Here is a 19,771-nt window from a genome sequence, read left to right as displayed (position 1 = left end):
GTGTCAATTGCCTTTCGTGGAGGGGGTATACAGGTCAAACAGCAGCTTATCCCGATAATCCTTTGGGCTTAGACCGTAGTAGGTTTTAAATGCGCGGGTAAAATTTTTTGGCTGGGTATAGCCGACCAGATTGCTGATATCGTATATCTTGCAAGACGGATTTTTTAAAAACTCCACTGCTTTTTTCATACGGGTTTCCATCAGGCAATCAGAAAAGTTATGCCCCGTCCGCTCCTTGAATATCTGGCTGATATAGCAAGAATTCATGTATAATGTCTGACTTGCCCCTTTTAGGCTTGCTGTTCGATAGTTTTCCTCGATATAGCGGACAATTTTTCCGATAATAAGGTCCTGATGCTCCAAATCCATATCGCCGTCTTGCGGGCTTTTCTCCTGTCGATATTCCAGCTCCTCCTTCAAGGTTGTAAAAACATGAAAGAGTTCCTCAAAACGTGCGGGCTTTACAACATAAAAGCGTACACCGTAGCTGACCGCCTGTTGTGCGTATTCAAATTCCCGGTGCCCGCTTAAAAATACAATGATAGGAGCGGATTTTTCAGCGGACAGGCGCTTTGCAAGTTCAATACCGGATAAAACAGGCATGAGGATATCACATAATATGACATCAACGGAATGCTCCTTGATGAATTCCAAAGCTTCCTTTCCGTCGCATGCCTGGCCTGCAACCTGAAAGCCAACGGAATTCCAAGGAAAACAGTTGCTTAATGTATTTCTGGAATGAAACTCATCATCGACGATTAAAAGCTCAAACATAATCTTTTCCCCCTGACTGTAGCAGGAGAGAAACCGCCTCCGCCTGCTTGCTTAAGATAAATAGTATCAAATCCGACAGACAGTGTCAATTTCTGTACCCGTAATACAAAGGGGAGAGAACAAACCTAAAGAAATGATACCTTTTTCCAAAGTAAAAAGAAAAACAATGATACCGATACAAAGGATAAGACGTTACAATGAAATTAAAAGTCTGCTAGAATAAGAGCGTAGAAGGAAAGCGGCTTTCTGGTTCTAACAAAAAATATGGGAGGATTTTTATGAGAATGTCTAAAAAAAGATTTGTTTCTATGCTGATGTCAGCGACCATGATGATTGGGCTGCTGGCGGGCTGCTCATCAAATACCACGCAGGAGTCAGCCAATACGCAGAATACTGCGGTGACACAGGAGACACAGGACGCAGTGAAGACGGACGATGCCGGAACTGATTCGGGAGAAAAGATTACGCTTCGTTTTGCATGGTGGGGCGGTGATGCCAGACATAAGGCGACATTGGAAGCAATTTCAAAGTATATGGAGTTAAATCCAAATGTGGTAATTGAAGGCGAATACATGGGTTACGATGGATATTATGAGAAGCTGGTAACCTCATTGTCCAGTGGAACGGCTCCGGATATTTTCCAATTTCACCGCGATTGGATTAGTGATGTGCAAGGCTCCGAACATTATCTGGCGGACATGTCGGCACTTCCGATTGATTTGAGCACACTTGATGCAGGTGTACTGGAACGTTCCGGTAATTATGACGGAGAATCGGTTTTATTTTCCACGACGTTAGCTGGACAGGTTTTATATTATAACACAGAGTTTTTTGTAAGAAATGAGATTAATCCGGAGGATATTAAGACTTGGGATGATTTGAAGGCAGTCGGAGCCAAAGTAAACAGCGCGAACGCGGACCAATATTTGATGGCAGCCGATATTGATGTTTTAAATCGTCTTGTCCTATTGGAGTATCTGTCACAGTTGACCGGCGGAAGCATTATAAATGAGGATTATACACTGAACTTTACCGAGGAGCAGATGACAGAGGCGCTGCAGAACATTTTGGATTTATACAGCACCAACACCTTTGAACCGTTTGGCGAAAGTGCAGCTTTTGTAGGCGTAATGGAGCAAAATACAAAATGGGTTAACGGACAGCTTGGTATGCTTTTAGACGTAAGCAATACATCTGCTAAGTATAAAGCTTCAATCGAGGGAGAAATCGGTGTTATGGCAATTCCACGTCTGGAAGATGCTAAGTGTTCAGGCGTTGATTTTTCGGGTAATCTCGGATTTTCTATCAATGATAACTCAAAGTACAAGGAGGAGGCAGCTAAGTTTCTGGATTGGTTTGCAAACTCCGAGGAGGCTTCTGTTATTGTATTGGATTCCAGAGGACTTCCGGCAAGCAGCACGTCTATGAAAGCTTTGCAGGATAACAATCTAGTAGATGAGATTGCGCAAAAGGCATTGGAGATTTCAGCACCGGATTCTTACACCATCAATACGATAAGCGGAAATACAGAGCTTGAGACAATCCGAAAGGACATCTTGCAGGAAGTAATCTACAGAGATTTGACACCGCAGGATGGAGCAAAAGAAATTATTACTCAATACGAAAAGGTTTTAAGTGATTTGAGAGATACCAAATAAATTTGTGATGAATTCTATGGGCTGCCTTAGAGGAAATGTTGCTTTGGCAGCCCGCTTTATGGAGAGGAGTCAGTTATTGTGACGCAAAAATTAAAACATTACCCGAAAAACTGGAAGTGGGGAGTGCTGTTTATCAGCCCGTGGCTCATTGGTTTTTTAGCATTTCAGTTATATCCACTGCTTGCTTCCTTGTATTATTCTTTCACAGACTTTTCCATACTTTCCAAGGCAAATTGGGTTGGGCTGGAGAACTACATAGACTTGTTTACAGAGGACCGTTATTTTAAAAAATCATTGTGGGTAACCGCAAAATATACGATTTTGTCCGTACCGTGTAAGCTGGTATTTGCCCTGTTTATTGCGATGCTTCTGAATATGAAGTTAAAGGCAATTAACGTATTTCGAACGGTTTATTATCTCCCTTCCATCATGGGAGGAAGTGTTGCTATTTCTATTCTGTGGAAGTTTCTGTTTATGAAGGAGGGAATTGTAAATCAAATGCTTGCGGTGGTGAAGCTGCCGGCAGTGAGCTGGCTTGGGGATCCTGATATCGCTGTTGTGACAATCAGTATTTTAGTTGTATGGCAGTTTGGCTCCTCTATGGTTTTATTTCTCGCAGGGCTTAAAAATGTTCCGCAGGAGCTTTATGAGGCAGCGTCAGTGGATGGAGCTTCCAAGATAAGGCAGTTTTTTACAATTACACTTCCTATGATTTCACCGATTATTTTCTTTAACCTGATGATGCAGTCCATCAATGCCTTGCAGGAGTTTACCTCCTCGTTCATCATTACAAACGGAGGGCCAAACAAGGGGACATATTTGCTGGGCTTAAAAATATATGAGGAAGCCTTTAAAAATTTAAAAATGGGCTATGCCTGTGCCACCTCATGGGTGCTGTTTCTTGTTGTACTGACGATAACCCTGCTGCTGTTTCGCTCCTCCAACACTTGGGTTTACTATGAAGACGGAGGGAAAAATGTATGATGAAGACAAAAAAAGGTCGGCAAATTTTAATCTATCTGTTTTTGATTTTGGTCGGATTTTTTATGGTATATCCCCTAATCTGGCTGTTCATGGGAACTTTTAAAACCAATACGGAGTTGTTTGGCTCCTTGTCCCTGCTCCCGGAGTCATTTTCCTTTGCCTCCTTTGCTGCAGGTTGGAAGGGCAGTGATCAGTTTACTTATCTGACCTTTTATACAAATACCTTTGCATTGGTTCTGCCTACGGTTTTGTTTACCGTACTTTCGACGGGGATTGTAGCTTACGGTTTTGCAAGATTTTCTTTCCCATTTAAGAAATTTTTGTTTATTTTAATGATTTCAACGCTGATGCTGCCGGATGCAGTCTTGATTATTCCGCGCTATATCATTTTTAACAATCTGGGGTGGATTGACAGTTACAAGCCTTTTGTTGTTCCGGCACTGTTTGCCTGCTATCCGTTTTTCATTTTTTTGCAGGTTCAGTTTATCCGCAGTATTCCGAGGGAACTGGATGAGTCCGCCTATGTCGACGGCTGCAATCCGTTTTTGACTTATGTGAGAATATTGCTGCCTTTGATGAAGCCTGCCGTGTTTTCCGTGATTATATTTCAGTTTTTGTGGAGATGGAATGACTATTTCAGCAATTTAATTTATATCAGCAGTGTAAGAAAATATACACTGTCACTGGCGCTTAAAATGTCCATTGACAGTCAGGGAGCTATTACGCAGTGGAGTCAGGTACTTGCCATGTCCTTTGTATCAATGCTTCCGCCGATACTTTTATTCTTTTTTGCACAAAAATATTTCGTGGAGGGCATTTCTACCTCTGGTTTAAAGGGATAGTAAAAGTCTGTACCCGCTTATTTTCTGCTGGACTGCCTCTGACAAAAGGCTTATACTAGAGGAAAATGAGATTAGTCAAAAAAGGACGAAAACAGATATGAATTATACCTATATAGTAAAATGCAGCGACAATACACTCTATACAGGCTGGACGAATGATTTGGACAAAAGGCTGGAAGCACATAACAGTAAAAAAGGTGCCAAATATACGAAATCAAGAGTGCCGGTTGAATTGGTCTACTATGAGCGGTCTGAGAGCAAGGAAGAGGCGATGAGACGGGAATGGGAGATTAAGCACCTGACAAGAGCACAGAAGGAAAAGTTGATTACAAAGACTTCCAAAACGATTAAGAGAAAAACAACAAAAAAGCCATGAAGGAAGATTGATGGTTACCGTAAAGCCATATGGCTAAACGGTAACGATTTGTAATAATTACTTCCTTTGTGGCTTAAATTTTGGGAGCATTCTCAGAAGTTTTTATTTCTGATAATTTATATTAACTGACCGGCATAGCAACGACAAAAAAGTACATCAGGATGAAGTGGCAGATGCTTCCGCCCATAACAAACAGATGGAATATCTCATGTGAGCCGAAATTTTTATGTTTGCTGTTGAAAATCGGCAGCTTCAAAGCGTAGATGATGCCGCCAAGAGTATAAATAATACCTCCTGCCAAAAGCCAGCCAAAAGCTGCCGGAGACAGTGCATTTACAAGAGGGGTGAAAGCGAGCACACACACCCATCCCATTGCGATGTAGAGGATGGAGGAAAACCATTTCGGACAGGTTATCCAAAAAGCCTTGATTAAAATGCCGGCTAAGGCAATTCCCCATACAAGAGTGAAAAGTATTTTTCCGACGCTTCCGTTTAAAACGATAAGGCAGATTGGTGTGTAAGAGCCTGCAATCAGCACAAATATCATAATGTGGTCGAGCTTTCTGAGGATACGGTTTGTACGTTCTGATAAATTAAGAGAATGATAGGTCGTACTTGCTCCATATAATAATATCATACTCACGATAAAGATGCTCAGTGAGATGAGGTGAATTTTATCCGGCTTATTTGCAGCCTTGATAAGCAGCGGTGTCGCGGCAAACATTGCCATAAGCATTCCGATAAAATGGGTGATGGCGCTTCCCGGGTCCTTTGGTTTAAATGATTTCATAGTTACTCCTCCTATCTAAAATGTATTAAAGTGGTTTCGAAAACTTACTTGAAATCTTGAATAAAACAACAAGTAGTTTTTAATACTACATTTAGTATACACAAATACTACACTAAAATGCATAAAATATCAAGTATATTTAAAAAAAAATAATTAGATTGTAATAAAGAAACTTGTAATAAAGTATGATTTATAGTAACATAATAAATGAGGTAGTCTTTTTAAAATGCGGAAAATATACCGCAAGTTTCAAAGATTAACTACATACAATTGCAGAAAAGGGGGACTTGATATGTATGATATGTATTGGTTGATTCTATTTGTTATACTTATTGTGATAGAAATATTAACAATGGGATTGACAACCATCTGGTTTGCCGGCGGAGCTTTGGCGGCTTTTGTGACAGGAGTGTTTGGCGCACCTTTGGTGGTACAGATAATCGTATTTTTTCTTGTATCGTTTGTACTGCTGTTTCTTACAAGACCGATTGCGATGCGGTATTTGAATCAAAACAGAACCAGGACCAATGTAGAGAGTCTCATTGGAAAAACAGCAATCGTGACGGCTGATATCAGCAACATTAAGAGTGAAGGAAGCGTGAACGTTAATGGACTGGAATGGAGTGCAAGGTCTGTCGACGAGGATACGATAATTCCAAAAGATATGTTGGTGGTGATTAGAGAGATCAGTGGAGTGAAACTAATTGTGGAAGAGAAAAGGGAGGATAATGAATAATGGAAATTTTAGTATTAATACTGGTTTTAGTTATTTTAATTGTATTGGCAACGTGCATACGAATTGTTCCGCAGGCACAGGCTATTATTTTAGAGCGTTTGGGTGGATACCAGTCAACATGGGATGTAGGGCTTCATATTAAAATTCCTTTCATCGACCGTGTGGCAAGAAGAGTAAATTTAAAGGAGCAGGTTGCAGATTTTCCACCGCAGCCGGTTATCACGAAGGATAACGTAACAATGCGAATTGACACTGTAATATTTTATCAGATTACTGATCCGAAGCTTTATGCATACGGTGTTGATAATCCTCTTATGGCAATCGAGAACTTGACGGCAACCACACTTCGAAACATTATCGGTGATTTGGAGCTGGATGAAACACTTACATCAAGAGAGGTAATTAACACAAAGATGAGAGTGGCTCTTGACGTTGCAACAGATCCTTGGGGAATCAAGGTGAACCGTGTCGAGCTTAAGAATATCATTCCTCCGGCAGCTATTCAGGATGCAATGGAAAAGCAGATGAAGGCAGAGCGTGAGCGAAGAGAATCAATTCTTCGAGCAGAGGGTGAGAAGAGGTCTACCATCCTTGTTGCAGAGGGTAACAAACAATCAGCGATTTTGGATGCCGAAGCAGAAAAGCAGGCAGCAATTTTGAGAGCTGAGGCTAGAAGAGAAGCGACGATCAAAGAGGCAGAAGGTGAAGCAATCGCTATTGCGAAAGTACAGCAGGCGAAGGCTGATGGTATCCGTTTCTTGAAGGAAGCAGCAGCAGATGCAAGTGTATTGCAGTTGAAGAGCTTAGAGGCTTTTGAGAAGGCAGCAGACGGCAAGGCAACGAAGATTATCATCCCTTCCGACATTCAGGGAATGGCAGGAATGGTGAAGGCTATTACAGAGGTAGCAAAAGATAGCTAAGTAAAATGAGAGAGAATTTTGACAGCGGTGCGGATTTAATAATCCCTGCCGCTGTTGATTCATATGATAGGAAATATGTAAGCACACGGGAGCGAAAGAAAGATGTCGGTTACACCGACCGCGCCTGGCGTAAGAATGTGCGGGGCACATTCTATATCAAAGCACTGGGGAGAATGTATATGAAGCCTGTTATTGACATGACAAAAGAATACGGTATTGTACTTGAGGGCGGCGGTGCCAGAGGAGCTTATCAGGTGGGAGCCTGGAAAGCGCTTAATGAAGCCGGAATTAAAATCAGCGGTGTTGCGGGAACCTCCGTAGGTGCCTTAAATGCTGCGATGATATGCATGGGTGACTTGGAGAAGACGGAAAAACTTTGGGAGAATATTTCCTATTCTAAGGTGATGAAGGTGGATGATAACATCATGTCTCAGGTATTTCAGGGAAAGCTTGAAATGACGGAGGCATTGAAGCATTCAATGAAGCTTTTTGTGGACGGAGGAGCTGATATCACGCCACTGAAAGAGCTGATTGCGGAAAATATTGATGAAAAGCTAATACGGGATGGTGCGATAAATTTTTATCTGCTCACCTTTTCCATTTCCGATATGAGGGAGCTTGATTTGGATATGAAGGAGGTCGAAGAAGGTATGATGCCTGACTTGCTGTTGGCAAGTGCTTATCTGCCTGTATTCAAGAATGAGAAGCTGCACGGAAAAACTTATATGGACGGAGGTATGTTTAACAATGTGCCGCTGGAATCCCTTGTAAAACGAGGCTATCAGGATATTATTATGGTTCGCATTTTCGGGCCGGGAAGAGAAAAGAAAGTAAAGCTTTCCGATGATATCACGGTGTTATCCGTTGAGCCGCGGGTTGATTTGGGAAATATATTGGATTTTGACAGCACGAAGAGCCGAAGAAATATTAAAATCGGTTATTATGACACAATGCGGCTTATATACGGATTAAAAGGTAAAATATATTATATTGAAGAAAATCAAGAAGAGTGTTATTATTTAAATCAGTTGATTCATATTTCAGAGGACAATAAGACGGCTTTATGCGGTTATTATAAAATAGATACATCAAAAGAGCTCCTGACGCGAAGTTATCTGGAGTTTGTGTTAAACGCTGTTGCGGCAGAGTTGAAATTGGGAAAGGAATGGACTTACGGCGGGCTTTATATCAGTACACTGGAGGCTGCCGCCAAGCTTTTAAGAGTTCAAAAATATAAAATTTATACAATCGAAGCTTTTCGCAAGGAAGTTCTGCAAAAAGCGAGAGCGAAAAAGGATTTGCTGTTATTACCTGAATTTATCCGTGCGATTTTGGACGTTTAGGTGAGCAAGAAGGAGGAAGCATGAATTTAAAAGGAAGACATTTTTTAACGTTAAAGGATTTTACACCGGAAGAAATCGAGTATCTCATCGATTTGTCCGCTGAGCTAAAGGATAAGAAAAAGAAAGGGATATTGCCAAAGCAATACCCGGGTAAGAATATAGCATTGATTTTTGAGAAGACAAGCACGAGAACAAGATGTGCCTTTGAGGTGGCAGCTCATGATTTGGGACTTGGCACCACCTACTTGGATCCGAGCGGCTCCCAGATAGGGAAGAAGGAGAGCATTGCTGACACAGCAAGAGTGCTTGGCGGAATGTATGAAGGAATTGAATACAGAGGCTACGGGCAGGAGATTGTCGAGGAGTTGGCAAAATACGCCGGTGTTCCTGTCTGGAACGGTCTGACAAACGAGGATCATCCGACACAGATGCTTGCCGATTTGCTGACGATTCGAGAGCATTTGGGAAGATTAAAGGGCGTGACACTCGTTTACATGGGTGATGCCCGTTATAACATGGGAAATGCTCTGATGATCGCCTGTGCGAAAATGGGAATGAATTTTGTGGCATGTGCGCCAAAGGAATATTTTCCGAATGAAAAGTTGGTGGAGGAATGTCTTGCATTTGCAAAAGAGACAGGAGCAACCATCAAGCTGACCGAGAATGTAGAGGAAGGCACGAAAAACGCGGATGTTATATACACCGATGTGTGGGTATCAATGGGAGAGGCACCGGAGGTATGGGAGAGCCGTATTAAGGAATTAAGCCCTTATCAGGTGAATAAAAAGGTGATGGATAATGCCAAAGAAGGAGCAATCTTCATGCACTGTCTGCCTGCTTTTCATGATTTAAAGACGCAAACCGGAAAAGAGATGGGCGAGAGATTTAAGATTACCGAGATGGAAGTCACAGATGAGGTATTTGAGTCAAAGGCATCTGTTGTGTTTGACGAGGCAGAAAACCGTATGCACACGATTAAGGCAGTTATAGCGGCAACATTAGGAGAATAAGAAGCTTTGAAAACTTTTGATTTAAAAACAAAACTGTTAGCCCTGTTAAAGGAAGCGGATAAGCATCTGTCCGGTCAGGAGCTCTGTGAGGAATTTGGTGTCTCCAGAACGGCTGTGTGGAAGGCAATCAAGCAGTTGAAGGAAGAAGGCTACGAGATAGAAGCGGTTCAAAATAAAGGCTACTATCTAAAGGATAGTCCGGATATTCTCTCTTTTAGCGAGATAAAAACTGCGTTGAGGACAAAGTGGACAGGCAGGGACTTATACTATTTTGACAAAATTGACTCTACCAATAAAAAAGCAAAGCAGCTTGCCGAGGAGGGTGCAGAGGCAGGTGCTCTTGTTGTGGCAAATATGCAGACTGGCGGCAAGGGCAGACGGGGCAGAACATGGGAATCACCGGAAGATACAGGTGTTTTTATGACACTTGTGCTAAAACCGGAGATTAGCCCTCTAAAAGCCTCCATGCTGACACTTGTTATGGCACTTGCAGTGGTGAAGGCTTGTACGGAAGTTACGGACCTTCCTTGCTTTATCAAATGGCCCAATGACATTGTCTTAAATGGAAAAAAACTTTGTGGTATTTTGACCGAAATGAGTGCAGAGCTGGATTATATCAATCATGTTGTGATTGGTGTGGGAATCAATGTGAATGCGACTTCGTTTTCGGAGGAGCTTAAGGAAAAGGCTACCTCCATCAAAATGGAGAAGGGCAAAGCAGTGAACCGAGCCGGTCTTATCAATAAAATCCTCTTACATTTTGAAGAGGAATATGATATTTTTATGAAAGAGGAAAACCTAAGCTTGCAGCAGGAGGAGTATAATAAGCTTCTTATCAACTGCGAGAAAGAGGTTATCATAGCCCAAACACAGCAAAGTTACACCGGCATTGCCAAGGGAATCAATGAAAAGGGCGAGCTGCTTGTACTAAGAGAAAACGGACAGATTGAGACAGTTTTTGCCGGCGAGGTGTCGGTAAGAGGAATTTACGGATATGTGTAACGGTTTCGTATTTTCATAGTACCTATATGCTTCATACCATAGGAAAGTTCTCTGAACTTCCTATGGTATGAAAAATTATTTATGCGCACCTCGCAGAGTGGAAGTTGTTGCTTCGCAACCCGCTCGGGCGCGAAGTGTGAGCAAAGCTCACACTTTCTTATAATAGTTTAAGGAAAGGGAATTGTAATATGTATCAGGACAGAGTAGTTCTATGCGGCTCGAACGGCTATGAGAAAAAATTTTATATAAATGAGGACTTTGAGACTTTGCCGCAGGGAATTAAGGACGAGCTTAAAATCATGTGTGTTTTGTTTACCGAGGAGGTAGGCGGCATCCTGACCCTCGTGTATGAGGAGGACGGCAGTCTGGATTTGGAAGTATCCTTTGACGAGGAGGATATTCTCTATGATGAAATCGGAAGCGGACTTAAGATTAAAGAAATACAGCGGACAAAGTCAGAGCTTATGGAGTCCTTGGAGATGTTTTACAAGGTATTCTTTTTAAATGAAGATATCAAGCTGGAGGAATAACGTTATGCTTTTGGTAATAGATGTAGGAAACACGAACATAACCTTGGGAATCTTTTCGAAGGAAGAGTTAATCGGAACATTTCGTCTGACAACGAAAATGCCGAGGACCTCTGATGAATATGGAATTGATATATGCAATCTGATTGAGCACAGAAATTTTACGGTACGGGATATCGAGGATGTTATTATCGCAAGCGTTGTGCCGGATATGATGTATTCCCTGAGGAACGCAATTATAAAATACTTTGATATCACGCCGATTATTGTTGGACCGGGAGTTAAGACGGGAATACGTATCGGTACGGATAACCCAAAGGAAGTCGGAGCTGACCGTATTGTAGATGCGGTAGGCGCACATGAGCTGTATGGTGGTCCCGCTATCGTCATTGACTTTGGGACGGCGACGACCTATGATTTGGTGACGGAGGACGGAACATTCGGCGCATGTGTCATTGCACCGGGCATCAGCACGTCGGTCCAGGCATTGTGGCAGGAGGCCGCAAAGCTTCCCAAGATTGAGATTAAGAAGCCGCCGAGCATTTTGGGCAAGGATACCGTATCAAGCATGCAGGCGGGTATTGTATTTGGCTATATTGGTCAAACAGAATATATTATTCAGAAAATGAAGGAAGAAAGCAAACTATCGGATATCAAAGTAATTGCAACGGGAGGATTAGGGAAAATGATTGCAGAAGAGACAGAGATGATTGACATTTATGACCCGAATTTGACATTAAAAGGATTGCATTGCATTTATAAACGGTGTACAAAGAGCAGCAGGTAATAAAATGAAGTTAAAAATCGGAAATGTAGAGCTGGAAAATAATTTAATATTAGCGCCTATGGCAGGGGTAACGGACCTGCCATTTCGATTGCTGTGTAAGCAGCAGGGTGCCGGACTTTTGTGTATGGAGATGGTCAGTGCAAAGGCGATTCACTATAAGAACAAAAACACAGAGAGCTTGATGGAGATTCACGAGGAAGAAAATCCCGTTTCGCTGCAGTTATTTGGCTCAGACCCTCATATTATGAGTGAAATAGCAAAGCAGATTGAGGAGAAGCCATTTGATATTCTTGATATCAACATGGGCTGCCCAGTTCCGAAGGTGGTCAATAATATGGAAGGTTCAGCCCTTATGAAGGACCCTAAGCTGGTCAGAGAGATTGTGACTCAGACAGTGAAAGCCATTCAAAAGCCGGTTACGGTAAAAATACGAAAAGGATTTGATGCTGCTCACATCAATGCTGTGGAGATAGCAAAAATCATTGAGGACAGCGGAGCCGCCGCAATTGCGGTTCACGGAAGGACGAGGGAGCAGTATTACTCGGGAAAGGCAGATTGGGATATCATCCGTCAGGTGAAGGAAAGCGTCTCAATACCGGTTATCGGAAACGGTGATGTGGACAGCCCGCAGAGTGCCGCCAAGCTGTTGGAGGAGACGAACTGTGACGGTATTATGATAGGAAGAGGTGCACAGGGAAATCCATGGCTGTTTTCTCAAATCAGAGAATATTTTGAAACGGGAAAAATAGTTGAAAAGCCTACGATAGAACAGCTTAAGAAAATGATTATGGAGCATGCAAGACTTCAGGTGAAGTATAAAGGTGAATTCATCGGAATTAGAGAGATGCGAAAGCATACGGCATGGTATACAACAGGGTATCCGCATTGCGCAAAGCTGCGCGGCAGGGTGAATGAAATAGAAGATTTGTCTTCGTTGGTTTTACTTTTGGACGAGTACTTGGTATAAAACGAACTTGAATCAAGTATAATACTTTGAGATTACAGTTTAGCCATGTAGAAGTATTGATGCAATTCATGGGTGAGAGCTTGCTCATTTAAGTGTAAATATGTGACAAAACCATATAGTTTGCGATAAAAAGTACGAGGAAATCTTGACAACAGGGTGCCTTTACGATATAATTCTCTAATTGCGAGCATAAATAATGGGTTGGAGAATCCAAATTTATATATTTATTTAGTACAGGAAGGGTGTAGTGTAAGATGGAAGAGAAGAAAAATTTATTAACTTATGAAGGTCTTAGAAAATTAGAGGATGAGATTCAAGACTTAAAGGTGAACAAGCGGAAAGAGGTTGCGCAAAAGATTAAAGAAGCCAGAGAGCAGGGCGATCTTTCCGAAAATGCAGAGTATGATGCTGCAAAGGATGAACAAAGAGACATTGAAGCAAGAATTGAAGAAATTGAGAAAATTCTTAAAAATGCAGAAGTAGTTGTAGAAGAGGAAGTAGATTTAGATAAAATCAGTGTTGGCTGCAAGGTTAAAGTATTTGACTTTGAGTTTGATGAAGAAACGGAATTCAAAATTGTGGGCTCCACCGAAGCAAACAGCTTACAGGGAAAAATCTCGAATGAATCACCGGTAGGAAAAGCACTTCTTGGCGCAAAAATCGGTGCTGTCGTAACAGTGGAGACACAGGCGGGAACTACGGAATACAAAGTATTGGATATTCAAAGATCCAACTAAGAGGAGTGAAAATTTTGGCAGAAGAAAAGAATGTACAGGAACAAGATATTAACCAGTTAATCAAGGTGCGTCATGAGAAATTACAGGAGCTTCAGGCAGCCGGTAAGAATCCTTTTGAGATTACCAAGTATGATGTGACTGCTCACAGCACAGATATTATCAATAATTTTGAGACAATGGAAGGCAAAGAGGTATTTGTTGCAGGACGTATTATGTCGAAGCGTGTTATGGGGAAAGCTTCCTTCTGCAATATTCAGGACTTACCGGGCAATATCCAGTCTTATGTTGCAAGAGATAATATTGGTGAGGAAGCCTACAAAGACTTTAAGAAATATGATATCGGTGATATTATCGGTATCAAGGGTGAAGTGTTTAAGACAAAGACAGGCGAAATATCCATTCATGCCACAGAAGTGACTCTTCTGTCAAAGAGCTTACAGATACTTCCGGAGAAGTTCCACGGCTTAAAGGACACAGATATTCGTTATAGACAAAGATATGTAGACTTAATCATGAACAGGGACGTAAAAGAAACCTTTGTAAAGCGTTCTCAGGTTATTCATGCGGTTCGAAGCTACTTAGATGAGCAGAACTTTATCGAGGTGGAAACACCTATGCTTGTGCAGAATGCGGGTGGTGCAGCGGCAAGACCGTTTGACACGCATTTTAACGCATTGGATGAGGATTTACACCTTAGAATCTCTTTGGAGCTGTATTTAAAGAGACTTATCGTAGGCGGCTTGGAGCGTGTATACGAAATCGGAAGAGTATTTAGAAACGAAGGGCTTGATACAAGACATAACCCGGAGTTTACTCTGATGGAGCTGTATCAGGCGTACACCGATTATCATGGCATGATGGATTTAACAGAAAACCTCTATCGCCATGTTGCGCAGAAAGTAAACGGTTCTTTAGTGCTTACTTACGGCGAGCATGAGATTGATTTGTCAAAGCCGTTTGAGCGTTTGACTATGGTAGATGCGGTAAAGAAATACGGCAATGTTGACTTTACCGAGATAAAGACAACAGAGGAAGCAAAAGAATTAGCAAAGAAGCATAACATAGAGTTTGAGGCAAGACACAAGAAGGGTGATATTTTGAATCTCTTCTTTGAAAAATACGTAGAAGATCATTTGATTCAGCCTACCTTCATTATGGACCACCCGGTTGAGATTTCTCCTCTGACGAAGAAAAAGCCGGAAGATCCGGAATATGTAGAGCGTTTTGAATTCTTCATCAACGGCTGGGAAATGGCAAACGCTTATTCCGAGTTAAACGATCCAATCGACCAGAGAGAGCGTTTCGAGGCTCAGGAAGAGCTGAAGGCTCAGGGTGATGACGAGGCGAGTAGCATGGACGAAGATTTCTTGAATGCATTGAGTGTAGGTATGCCACCGACAGGCGGTATCGGATTCGGAATTGACCGTATGGTTATGATTATGACGAATTCACCTGCGATTCGTGATGTTTTGTTGTTTCCGACGATGAAGAGCCTTAATTAGTATACAGATTTCTGGAGCGTCAAAGTCAATCCATAGAAATCCCGATTGACAGGTTTATAGAATGATTTGAAGGGCACTTACATTTAGTTGAAAAACTAGATGTAGGTGCCCTTTTATTTGACAAGTATTAAGTAAAACCGGGAGAGCTCTCGTCCTCTCCCGCAGTCATTACATAGAAAGTGATTCTTCGATTTCAAACAAACTTCTGAACTCAGCGGTTGCGTCTGCGAGGTAAAACATTCCAAGCTTGTTTCCGGTCGTTTCATTATACATTTTTGGAAGGTACGGAGCCTCCGCAAACGCCTGGTCAAGAAGTGCTTGGTTCTCCACAAAGATTGCTTTGCCATAGTAGCGAAGGAAGCCTTTTCCGTTTGAGGCGGAAATTTCTACATTGGGATTTGCTATAATCTGCTTGTAGCAATCCTTAAATGTACCTACACCAAAGTAAATCTTATCCTCAAATATAGTATAGAATGAAAATGGTCTGACTTTTGGCTTGTCACCATCCTCTGTTGCTACAAAAAACATTTCTGCTTTTTTCAGGTATTCACCGACTTTTTCTGCATTTGTCATTTTTATTATCTCCTTTACCCTTAGACTTGATTTATGTCAGTAAATAAATTATACTATATAAGAAATAATTATCAAGTACGCAGTTTGTTCTTACATAGTTTTGCGTACCTTACTATAGAACAGGAGCGATTATGGTAGATATAGAAAAATGCCCGGTTAAGAGAGGGTTATCTATTTTTGAAGGAAAGTGGAATGCACGAATCATTTATGAGCTAATTCAGCAGCCGACCATGAGGTTTGGTGAATTGAACAAGGCTATTCCAGAGATTTCCAATACGATGCTTGCAACAACATTAAAAGGTCTTGAGGAAAAGGGAATTGTAAAGAGAATACAGTTTAATGAGATCCCCCCGCATGTAGAATATTCTCTGACCGAAAGCGGTCTTGCCATTATTCCTGTTTTTGATGCAATAGGAGAATGGGGAGAGAAATACACTTCAGTTGACTGATATAGTGCAGAAGGTATCCTGCTAAAATTTTATAGCAATACACAGCTAGATTTACTTTCTATTTCCCCTCTTTGGCCATGGTTTCAATTTGAAAAAGTTGTCCATATCCCATCATCTCTCCAATAGACTGTGCCATTTTTTCACTAGTGAGCATTTTCAGCAATTTTAATGCCACCTTAATGGCTGTTTCAGGACAAGACGATGTAATAATGTTGCCATCCACCACAACTGGTTGATTAATAACTGTTATGCCCTCGTATCGGGCTAATTCCCTTTGTCTTAATCCGTCCATCAAATGATAGGTTGTCGCCCTTTTTCCTTTTAAAATGCCGCTTTTCGCCAATGCAAAAGCAGCTACGCATACAGATGCGATTGGCTTATTTTGTTCGTTAAATTTTATGATTAATTTACATGTACTCTCATGAAACGCTTCATCACGAAAACCATATTCTTGAAAACCACCCGGAATAGCCAGTGCATCATAATCATCTACACAGATTTCATTTATTGTAGTATCCATTACAATTGATATTCCAAATGTGCTTTTTACAGTTTTTTCAAAACCGCAGGTAGTTACGTTGATATCACAATTCATTTCGTCACGTGCCCATCCCATGACATCTACAAAGACACTAAATTCCATAGTTTCAAATCCACTTAAGCATAACAATAATACATTCATTTTATAATCCTCCTTATAGTTTTTATCACACTCTGCTTTATTTGCTAAATTATAGCAAATAAAAAAGAAAAAATATAGCTTGGCAAAGTAACTCAATTTATTTTTGATTCATAAACAAGACTTTATTAATATTTAAGATTATAGGGAAGTGATGTCGATTGACTTATTGGTACGCCTATATGATAATAAATATGAAGAGTTTATCTATACTCAATTCACGGCTAAAATATCTTGTATGCGACATTGTTCAGTTATATTGCTGTTAAAAGTATTTCAGGAGGTCTGCATGAGAGAAAGAGTATTTTGGGGAACAACATTATTTATTTGCCTTGCAACTATACGTGGATTTCTAATTATAGGTACTATAAGCAATCGTCAATATAATGATATGATTTTGGAAAATATTGAGCAGATTTCTGAACTTGTGACGGATAGCTTGGAACAGGCAATTAACGGTTTGTTGATGGAAGAAATTCAGTTGGCTCAGAATATTTCAAACAATGTGGATTTGGCTTCTTGGTTAGAAGAAAATGACGATTTGTCAGCTCGGGCACAGCTTGTTTCTTATCTGGAACAAAGTCAGCAGCAGCTTGACATGAAAGAATAAAAATCATCTCGTTGGCGGATGGTATTTCCGTTCAGCATAATGGAGAAATCCAGAAAGAACAAATCGAACGGGCAGAATGGTATCAAAAACTGGTTTTAGAACGTAAGAAACAATATATGTATATTTCAAGTGTAAATTCTCAAATGGAAGATAGAGAACTATTAGAAAATAGCAGGAAAGCCACTATGGAGTTGTAAACTCTGTAGTGGCTTTTTTAATGTCATCTATTACGAGGTAATCAATTATAAAAAATTGTATTTTCCAAAACTAAAAAAAAGATACCTAAATAATAAATGGAACCTTAATTCGAAGAAAGAATTTTAATAGAATAAGCAAAAGGAGGTATTACATGAAGGAGAGATTGATTCAAAAACAGGAAAAGACACGGGAGAGATCAGAAAAAGCAAAAGGGATTTCCATACGAATACAGCTTATTTTGGGCTTTTTGGTGCCGATTTTGTTCATTATAGCAGTGGGTGTGGTTTCTTATTCAAAATCCTCAGAAGGAATGACAATGAACTACGAGGCATCCTCGATGACCGCGCTTGAAATGACAGTAATAACGATAGAGGAGGCAATGAAGTCTGTCGTAACAACAACTTCGGAGCTTTCACAGGATGCGACGGTAAGCGCCTATTCTTTGGGGGGATTTGCTTCTGACAGCGCAAAACAAAGTCAGGCGAAAAAAGCAATACGCAACAACTTGAACGTGAAAGAAACCTCAAACGACATGATTTCTGCGATACATATTATTCCGCTTTCAGGAAATGCGGTTATCACGACAAAAACTATGAGTTCATCGGAAATAGACAGCTTTATGGAAGGGCTTTTGGAGTCGGAGGATAGCGGATTGCTCACAGATGCCTATGTGCATTGGGGCAGCAGCCACCCATATATCGATGAAGAAATGGAAATCAGTCAGGACGATTACATTCTCTATTGCAGCAGGACAATTTCCGCAGGCAGCAATAAGGCACTGGCCGTTGTGGACATCAGCAGGGATGCGGTGCTTTCACTATTAAAACAGTTAGACTTTGGTGAGAATGCGCAAGCATCCTTTATCACCGCAGACGGACACGAGCTAAAGAGCGGCAATGACATTTCCATTTCGGATACGGATTTCTATCAGGAATTTGTATCTTCATCAAAAAGTACGATGTCGGAGTATGTGGATTATGAAGGTATCACCTATTATTTTATGTCCTGCAAAAGTGATACGACTGGCGGCTATGTGAGTGTCATGGTGCCAAAGTCGGTCATTACAAAAAGCTCTGACAGCATCGGACGGATTACGATTGTGTTAGTGGTAACGGCGTGTATTGCGGCAATCTTAATAGCCACTCTCATCGTTTCAAATATCGGCAGGAACATCACAAGGAGCGTTTCAAAGCTTGATAAAGTGGCAGAGGGTGAGCTTTTAGAGGAAACGGTGCGGCACAGATCCTCTAAAAATGAGTTTGGAAAGCTGCATAAGGCAATCAGCAATACGGTGGCTCGAATGCGGGAGCTCGTTTTAACCGTAAAAAAGATGATTGGAGTTGTATCGAACTCCGGTGAGAAGGTCAGTGCTTCAAGCAAACAGGTGAGTAGTATGGTTGTAGACATGAGTGTTCAGATCGAAGATATCTTAAATATTATCGAGCGCGAGAATCAGGAGATTACAAACTGTGATAAGCAGATGGAAGGGCTTTCCGGCAAAATAAAAAGGGTGAGCAGTGCGATTTTAACAATTGTCGATGAAATCAACCATTCAAAGGGAACGTTGACAAGCGGAATCGGTGCGGTTTCGGACATGGCGCGTCAGTCGAGGGAGACTTCGGAGGCGACCGACGAGGTGCAGAAACAGGTGATGGAACTTAGCGTGAAGCTAAACGATATTTCTGTTTTTGTAGACAGCATCCGTGAGATTGCAGAGGAGACGAACCTCCTGTCCCTAAATGCTTCGATAGAAGCGGCAAGAGCAGGAGAAAACGGCAAGGGCTTTGCGGTCGTGGCAGAGGAAATCCGCAAGCTTGCAGACAACTCGGCAAACACGGCACAGTCGATACAGTATCTGATAGAAGGTATCCGTACTTGTTCCGGCAACGCTATCGACAAGGTTCATACCGCCGAAGCCATCGTGGCATTGCAGGAAAAGAGTGTGCAAAACACATCGGAGGTATTTTCCGAAATACACACCTTTATGGAAAGTCTGATTCAGAATATGCAGCAGGTAACCGGAGAGGTAGAGGAGATGAATCAGGAGCGGAAGGTTGCCCTCAAATCAATCCGTGCCATTCGCGAACTTTCAGAGGACACCGTGCAGTCGGCAAATGTAACAAGCACGCTGCTTGAACGGCAAATTGTATCGGCAGGCTCACTCGAAGAAGAGGCGAAGAGCTTAGAAGAAAATATGCGTGAGCTAGAAATTGCAGTGGCAAGCTTTAAGCTGACGGGAGAAGCTAAGTCGAGGAAAGATAAAAAGATAAGGGAACCGAAAGAAATAAAAAATAATAGAAGATAGAA

21 protein-coding genes are annotated in these 19,771 nt (G+C 41.4%); 17 read left to right on the top strand and 4 right to left on the bottom strand.

All coding sequences use genetic code 11. The annotated features are described in order from the left end of the window. Window positions 1–3: 3 nt before the first annotated feature. On the bottom strand, window positions 4–774 hold the full coding sequence (locus CTY48_RS14960) for a response regulator transcription factor (RefSeq protein ID WP_099469267.1): 771 nt from the start codon (window positions 772–774) through the stop codon (window positions 4–6). Between the two features lie 278 nt (window positions 775–1,052). Between CTY48_RS14960 and CTY48_RS14955 the strand changes: the two genes are divergently transcribed. From CTY48_RS14955 to CTY48_RS14940, 4 genes are all read left to right on the top strand, one after another. Continuing rightward, complete coding sequence (locus CTY48_RS14955; protein ID WP_099469266.1) at window positions 1,053–2,432, top strand: ABC transporter substrate-binding protein; 1,380 nt, start codon at window positions 1,053–1,055, stop codon at window positions 2,430–2,432. A 75-nt stretch (window positions 2,433–2,507) separates the two neighbouring features. Continuing rightward, window positions 2,508–3,416, top strand: a complete 909-nt coding sequence (locus CTY48_RS14950; protein ID WP_099469265.1) for a carbohydrate ABC transporter permease — start codon at window positions 2,508–2,510, stop codon at window positions 3,414–3,416. Then, window positions 3,416–4,258 (top strand): carbohydrate ABC transporter permease, encoded by an 843-nt coding sequence (locus tag CTY48_RS14945; RefSeq protein ID WP_099470184.1) that lies wholly within the window; start codon window positions 3,416–3,418, stop codon window positions 4,256–4,258. The genes CTY48_RS14950 and CTY48_RS14945 overlap by 1 nt, the downstream gene beginning before the upstream one ends. Before the next feature lie 97 nt (window positions 4,259–4,355). Continuing rightward, window positions 4,356–4,634, top strand: a complete 279-nt coding sequence (locus tag CTY48_RS14940) for a GIY-YIG nuclease family protein (protein WP_099469264.1) — start codon at window positions 4,356–4,358, stop codon at window positions 4,632–4,634. Window positions 4,635–4,755: 121 nt separating this feature from the next. Here the strand turns inward: CTY48_RS14940 and trhA are convergent, their stop codons facing one another. Continuing rightward, window positions 4,756–5,424 carry a PAQR family membrane homeostasis protein TrhA gene (gene trhA, locus CTY48_RS14935; RefSeq protein ID WP_099469263.1) on the bottom strand — a complete coding sequence of 223 codons (669 nt, stop codon included), beginning with the start codon at window positions 5,422–5,424 and terminating at the stop codon, window positions 4,756–4,758. A gap of 292 nt (window positions 5,425–5,716) precedes the next feature. Here trhA and CTY48_RS14930 point away from each other — a divergent pair, with 292 nt between their 5' ends. From CTY48_RS14930 to lysS, 10 genes are all read left to right on the top strand, one after another. After that, window positions 5,717–6,160, top strand: coding sequence for an NfeD family protein (locus CTY48_RS14930; RefSeq protein WP_099469262.1), 444 nt, complete (start codon window positions 5,717–5,719; stop codon window positions 6,158–6,160). After that, window positions 6,160–7,080 (top strand): SPFH domain-containing protein, encoded by a 921-nt coding sequence (locus CTY48_RS14925; RefSeq protein WP_099469261.1) that lies wholly within the window; start codon window positions 6,160–6,162, stop codon window positions 7,078–7,080. Before CTY48_RS14930 ends, CTY48_RS14925 begins: the two co-directional genes overlap by 1 nt. Window positions 7,081–7,085: 5 nt before the next feature. Beyond that, window positions 7,086–8,423, top strand: a complete 1,338-nt coding sequence (locus tag CTY48_RS14920) for a patatin-like phospholipase family protein (RefSeq protein ID WP_236354954.1) — start codon at window positions 7,086–7,088, stop codon at window positions 8,421–8,423. A gap of 20 nt (window positions 8,424–8,443) precedes the next feature. Then, window positions 8,444–9,433: an ornithine carbamoyltransferase gene (gene argF / locus CTY48_RS14915; RefSeq protein WP_099469260.1), complete on the top strand. Its 990-nt coding sequence runs from the start codon at window positions 8,444–8,446 to the stop codon at window positions 9,431–9,433. Between the two features lie 6 nt (window positions 9,434–9,439). Beyond that, window positions 9,440–10,435 (top strand): biotin--[acetyl-CoA-carboxylase] ligase, encoded by a 996-nt coding sequence (locus CTY48_RS14910; protein ID WP_099469259.1) that lies wholly within the window; start codon window positions 9,440–9,442, stop codon window positions 10,433–10,435. Window positions 10,436–10,623: 188 nt separating this feature from the next. Continuing rightward, window positions 10,624–10,965 (top strand): DUF6145 family protein, encoded by a 342-nt coding sequence (locus CTY48_RS14905; protein WP_099469258.1) that lies wholly within the window; start codon window positions 10,624–10,626, stop codon window positions 10,963–10,965. A 4-nt stretch (window positions 10,966–10,969) separates the two neighbouring features. After that, window positions 10,970–11,749, top strand: coding sequence for a type III pantothenate kinase (locus CTY48_RS14900; RefSeq protein WP_099469257.1), 780 nt, complete (start codon window positions 10,970–10,972; stop codon window positions 11,747–11,749). Window positions 11,750–11,753: 4 nt separating this feature from the next. Further along, a complete protein-coding gene (dusB, locus tag CTY48_RS14895; protein WP_099469256.1) occupies window positions 11,754–12,716 on the top strand; it encodes a tRNA dihydrouridine synthase DusB in 963 nt (320 codons plus the stop codon). A gap of 254 nt (window positions 12,717–12,970) precedes the next feature. Further along, window positions 12,971–13,453 (top strand): transcription elongation factor GreA, encoded by a 483-nt coding sequence (gene greA / locus CTY48_RS14890; protein WP_099469255.1) that lies wholly within the window; start codon window positions 12,971–12,973, stop codon window positions 13,451–13,453. Between the two features lie 14 nt (window positions 13,454–13,467). Next, on the top strand, window positions 13,468–14,955 hold the full coding sequence (gene lysS / locus CTY48_RS14885) for a lysine--tRNA ligase (protein WP_099469254.1): 1,488 nt from the start codon (window positions 13,468–13,470) through the stop codon (window positions 14,953–14,955). A gap of 168 nt (window positions 14,956–15,123) precedes the next feature. On the opposite strand, the gene CTY48_RS14880 is transcribed toward lysS, so the two are convergent. Further along, window positions 15,124–15,528, bottom strand: coding sequence for a pyridoxamine 5'-phosphate oxidase family protein (locus tag CTY48_RS14880; RefSeq protein ID WP_099469253.1), 405 nt, complete (start codon window positions 15,526–15,528; stop codon window positions 15,124–15,126). A 131-nt stretch (window positions 15,529–15,659) separates the two neighbouring features. Here CTY48_RS14880 and CTY48_RS14875 point away from each other — a divergent pair, with 131 nt between their 5' ends. Beyond that, the gene (locus CTY48_RS14875) at window positions 15,660–15,977 is read left to right on the top strand and encodes a winged helix-turn-helix transcriptional regulator (protein WP_099469252.1); all 318 of its coding nucleotides are present in this window, start codon (window positions 15,660–15,662) and stop codon (window positions 15,975–15,977) included. Window positions 15,978–16,035: 58 nt separating this feature from the next. On the opposite strand, the gene CTY48_RS14870 is transcribed toward CTY48_RS14875, so the two are convergent. Further along, window positions 16,036–16,659 (bottom strand): DJ-1/PfpI family protein, encoded by a 624-nt coding sequence (locus tag CTY48_RS14870; protein ID WP_099469251.1) that lies wholly within the window; start codon window positions 16,657–16,659, stop codon window positions 16,036–16,038. A gap of 286 nt (window positions 16,660–16,945) precedes the next feature. Here CTY48_RS14870 and CTY48_RS14865 point away from each other — a divergent pair, with 286 nt between their 5' ends. Next, window positions 16,946–17,266 carry a hypothetical protein gene (locus tag CTY48_RS14865; protein ID WP_099469250.1) on the top strand — a complete coding sequence of 107 codons (321 nt, stop codon included), beginning with the start codon at window positions 16,946–16,948 and terminating at the stop codon, window positions 17,264–17,266. Between the two features lie 349 nt (window positions 17,267–17,615). After that, window positions 17,616–19,769, top strand: a complete 2,154-nt coding sequence (locus tag CTY48_RS14860) for a methyl-accepting chemotaxis protein (protein WP_099469249.1) — start codon at window positions 17,616–17,618, stop codon at window positions 19,767–19,769. The last annotated feature ends 2 nt before the right edge of the window (window positions 19,770–19,771 follow it).

The organism is Konateibacter massiliensis (assembly GCF_900184995.1).
Classification (GTDB): Bacteria; Bacillota; Clostridia; order Lachnospirales; family Lachnospiraceae; genus Lachnotalea; species Lachnotalea massiliensis.
The sequence above is the reverse complement of the archived record's forward strand: the minus strand, read 5'-3'. Positions and strand labels throughout refer to the sequence as shown.

Excerpts from the sequence above, each read along its gene's own strand:
- CTY48_RS14960 (WP_099469267.1), bottom strand. The coding sequence starts at position 774 with ATGTTTGAGCTTTTAATCGTCGATGATGAGTTTCATTCCAGAAATACA.
- CTY48_RS14955 (WP_099469266.1), top strand. The coding sequence starts at position 1,053 with ATGAGAATGTCTAAAAAAAGATTTGTTTCTATGCTGATGTCAGCGACC.
- CTY48_RS14945 (WP_099470184.1), top strand. The coding sequence starts at position 3,416 with ATGAAGACAAAAAAAGGTCGGCAAATTTTAATCTATCTGTTTTTGATT.
- CTY48_RS14940 (WP_099469264.1), top strand. The coding sequence starts at position 4,356 with ATGAATTATACCTATATAGTAAAATGCAGCGACAATACACTCTATACA.
- trhA (WP_099469263.1), bottom strand. The coding sequence starts at position 5,424 with ATGAAATCATTTAAACCAAAGGACCCGGGAAGCGCCATCACCCATTTT.
- CTY48_RS14930 (WP_099469262.1), top strand. The coding sequence starts at position 5,717 with ATGTATGATATGTATTGGTTGATTCTATTTGTTATACTTATTGTGATA.
- CTY48_RS14925 (WP_099469261.1), top strand. The coding sequence starts at position 6,160 with ATGGAAATTTTAGTATTAATACTGGTTTTAGTTATTTTAATTGTATTG.
- CTY48_RS14920 (WP_236354954.1), top strand. The coding sequence starts at position 7,086 with ATGAGAGAGAATTTTGACAGCGGTGCGGATTTAATAATCCCTGCCGCT.
- argF (WP_099469260.1), top strand. The coding sequence starts at position 8,444 with ATGAATTTAAAAGGAAGACATTTTTTAACGTTAAAGGATTTTACACCG.
- CTY48_RS14905 (WP_099469258.1), top strand. The coding sequence starts at position 10,624 with ATGTATCAGGACAGAGTAGTTCTATGCGGCTCGAACGGCTATGAGAAA.
- CTY48_RS14900 (WP_099469257.1), top strand. The coding sequence starts at position 10,970 with ATGCTTTTGGTAATAGATGTAGGAAACACGAACATAACCTTGGGAATC.
- dusB (WP_099469256.1), top strand. The coding sequence starts at position 11,754 with ATGAAGTTAAAAATCGGAAATGTAGAGCTGGAAAATAATTTAATATTA.
- greA (WP_099469255.1), top strand. The coding sequence starts at position 12,971 with ATGGAAGAGAAGAAAAATTTATTAACTTATGAAGGTCTTAGAAAATTA.
- CTY48_RS14880 (WP_099469253.1), bottom strand. The coding sequence starts at position 15,528 with ATGACAAATGCAGAAAAAGTCGGTGAATACCTGAAAAAAGCAGAAATG.
- CTY48_RS14875 (WP_099469252.1), top strand. The coding sequence starts at position 15,660 with ATGGTAGATATAGAAAAATGCCCGGTTAAGAGAGGGTTATCTATTTTT.
- CTY48_RS14870 (WP_099469251.1), bottom strand. The coding sequence starts at position 16,659 with ATGAATGTATTATTGTTATGCTTAAGTGGATTTGAAACTATGGAATTT.
- CTY48_RS14865 (WP_099469250.1), top strand. The coding sequence starts at position 16,946 with ATGAGAGAAAGAGTATTTTGGGGAACAACATTATTTATTTGCCTTGCA.
- CTY48_RS14860 (WP_099469249.1), top strand. The coding sequence starts at position 17,616 with ATGAAGGAGAGATTGATTCAAAAACAGGAAAAGACACGGGAGAGATCA.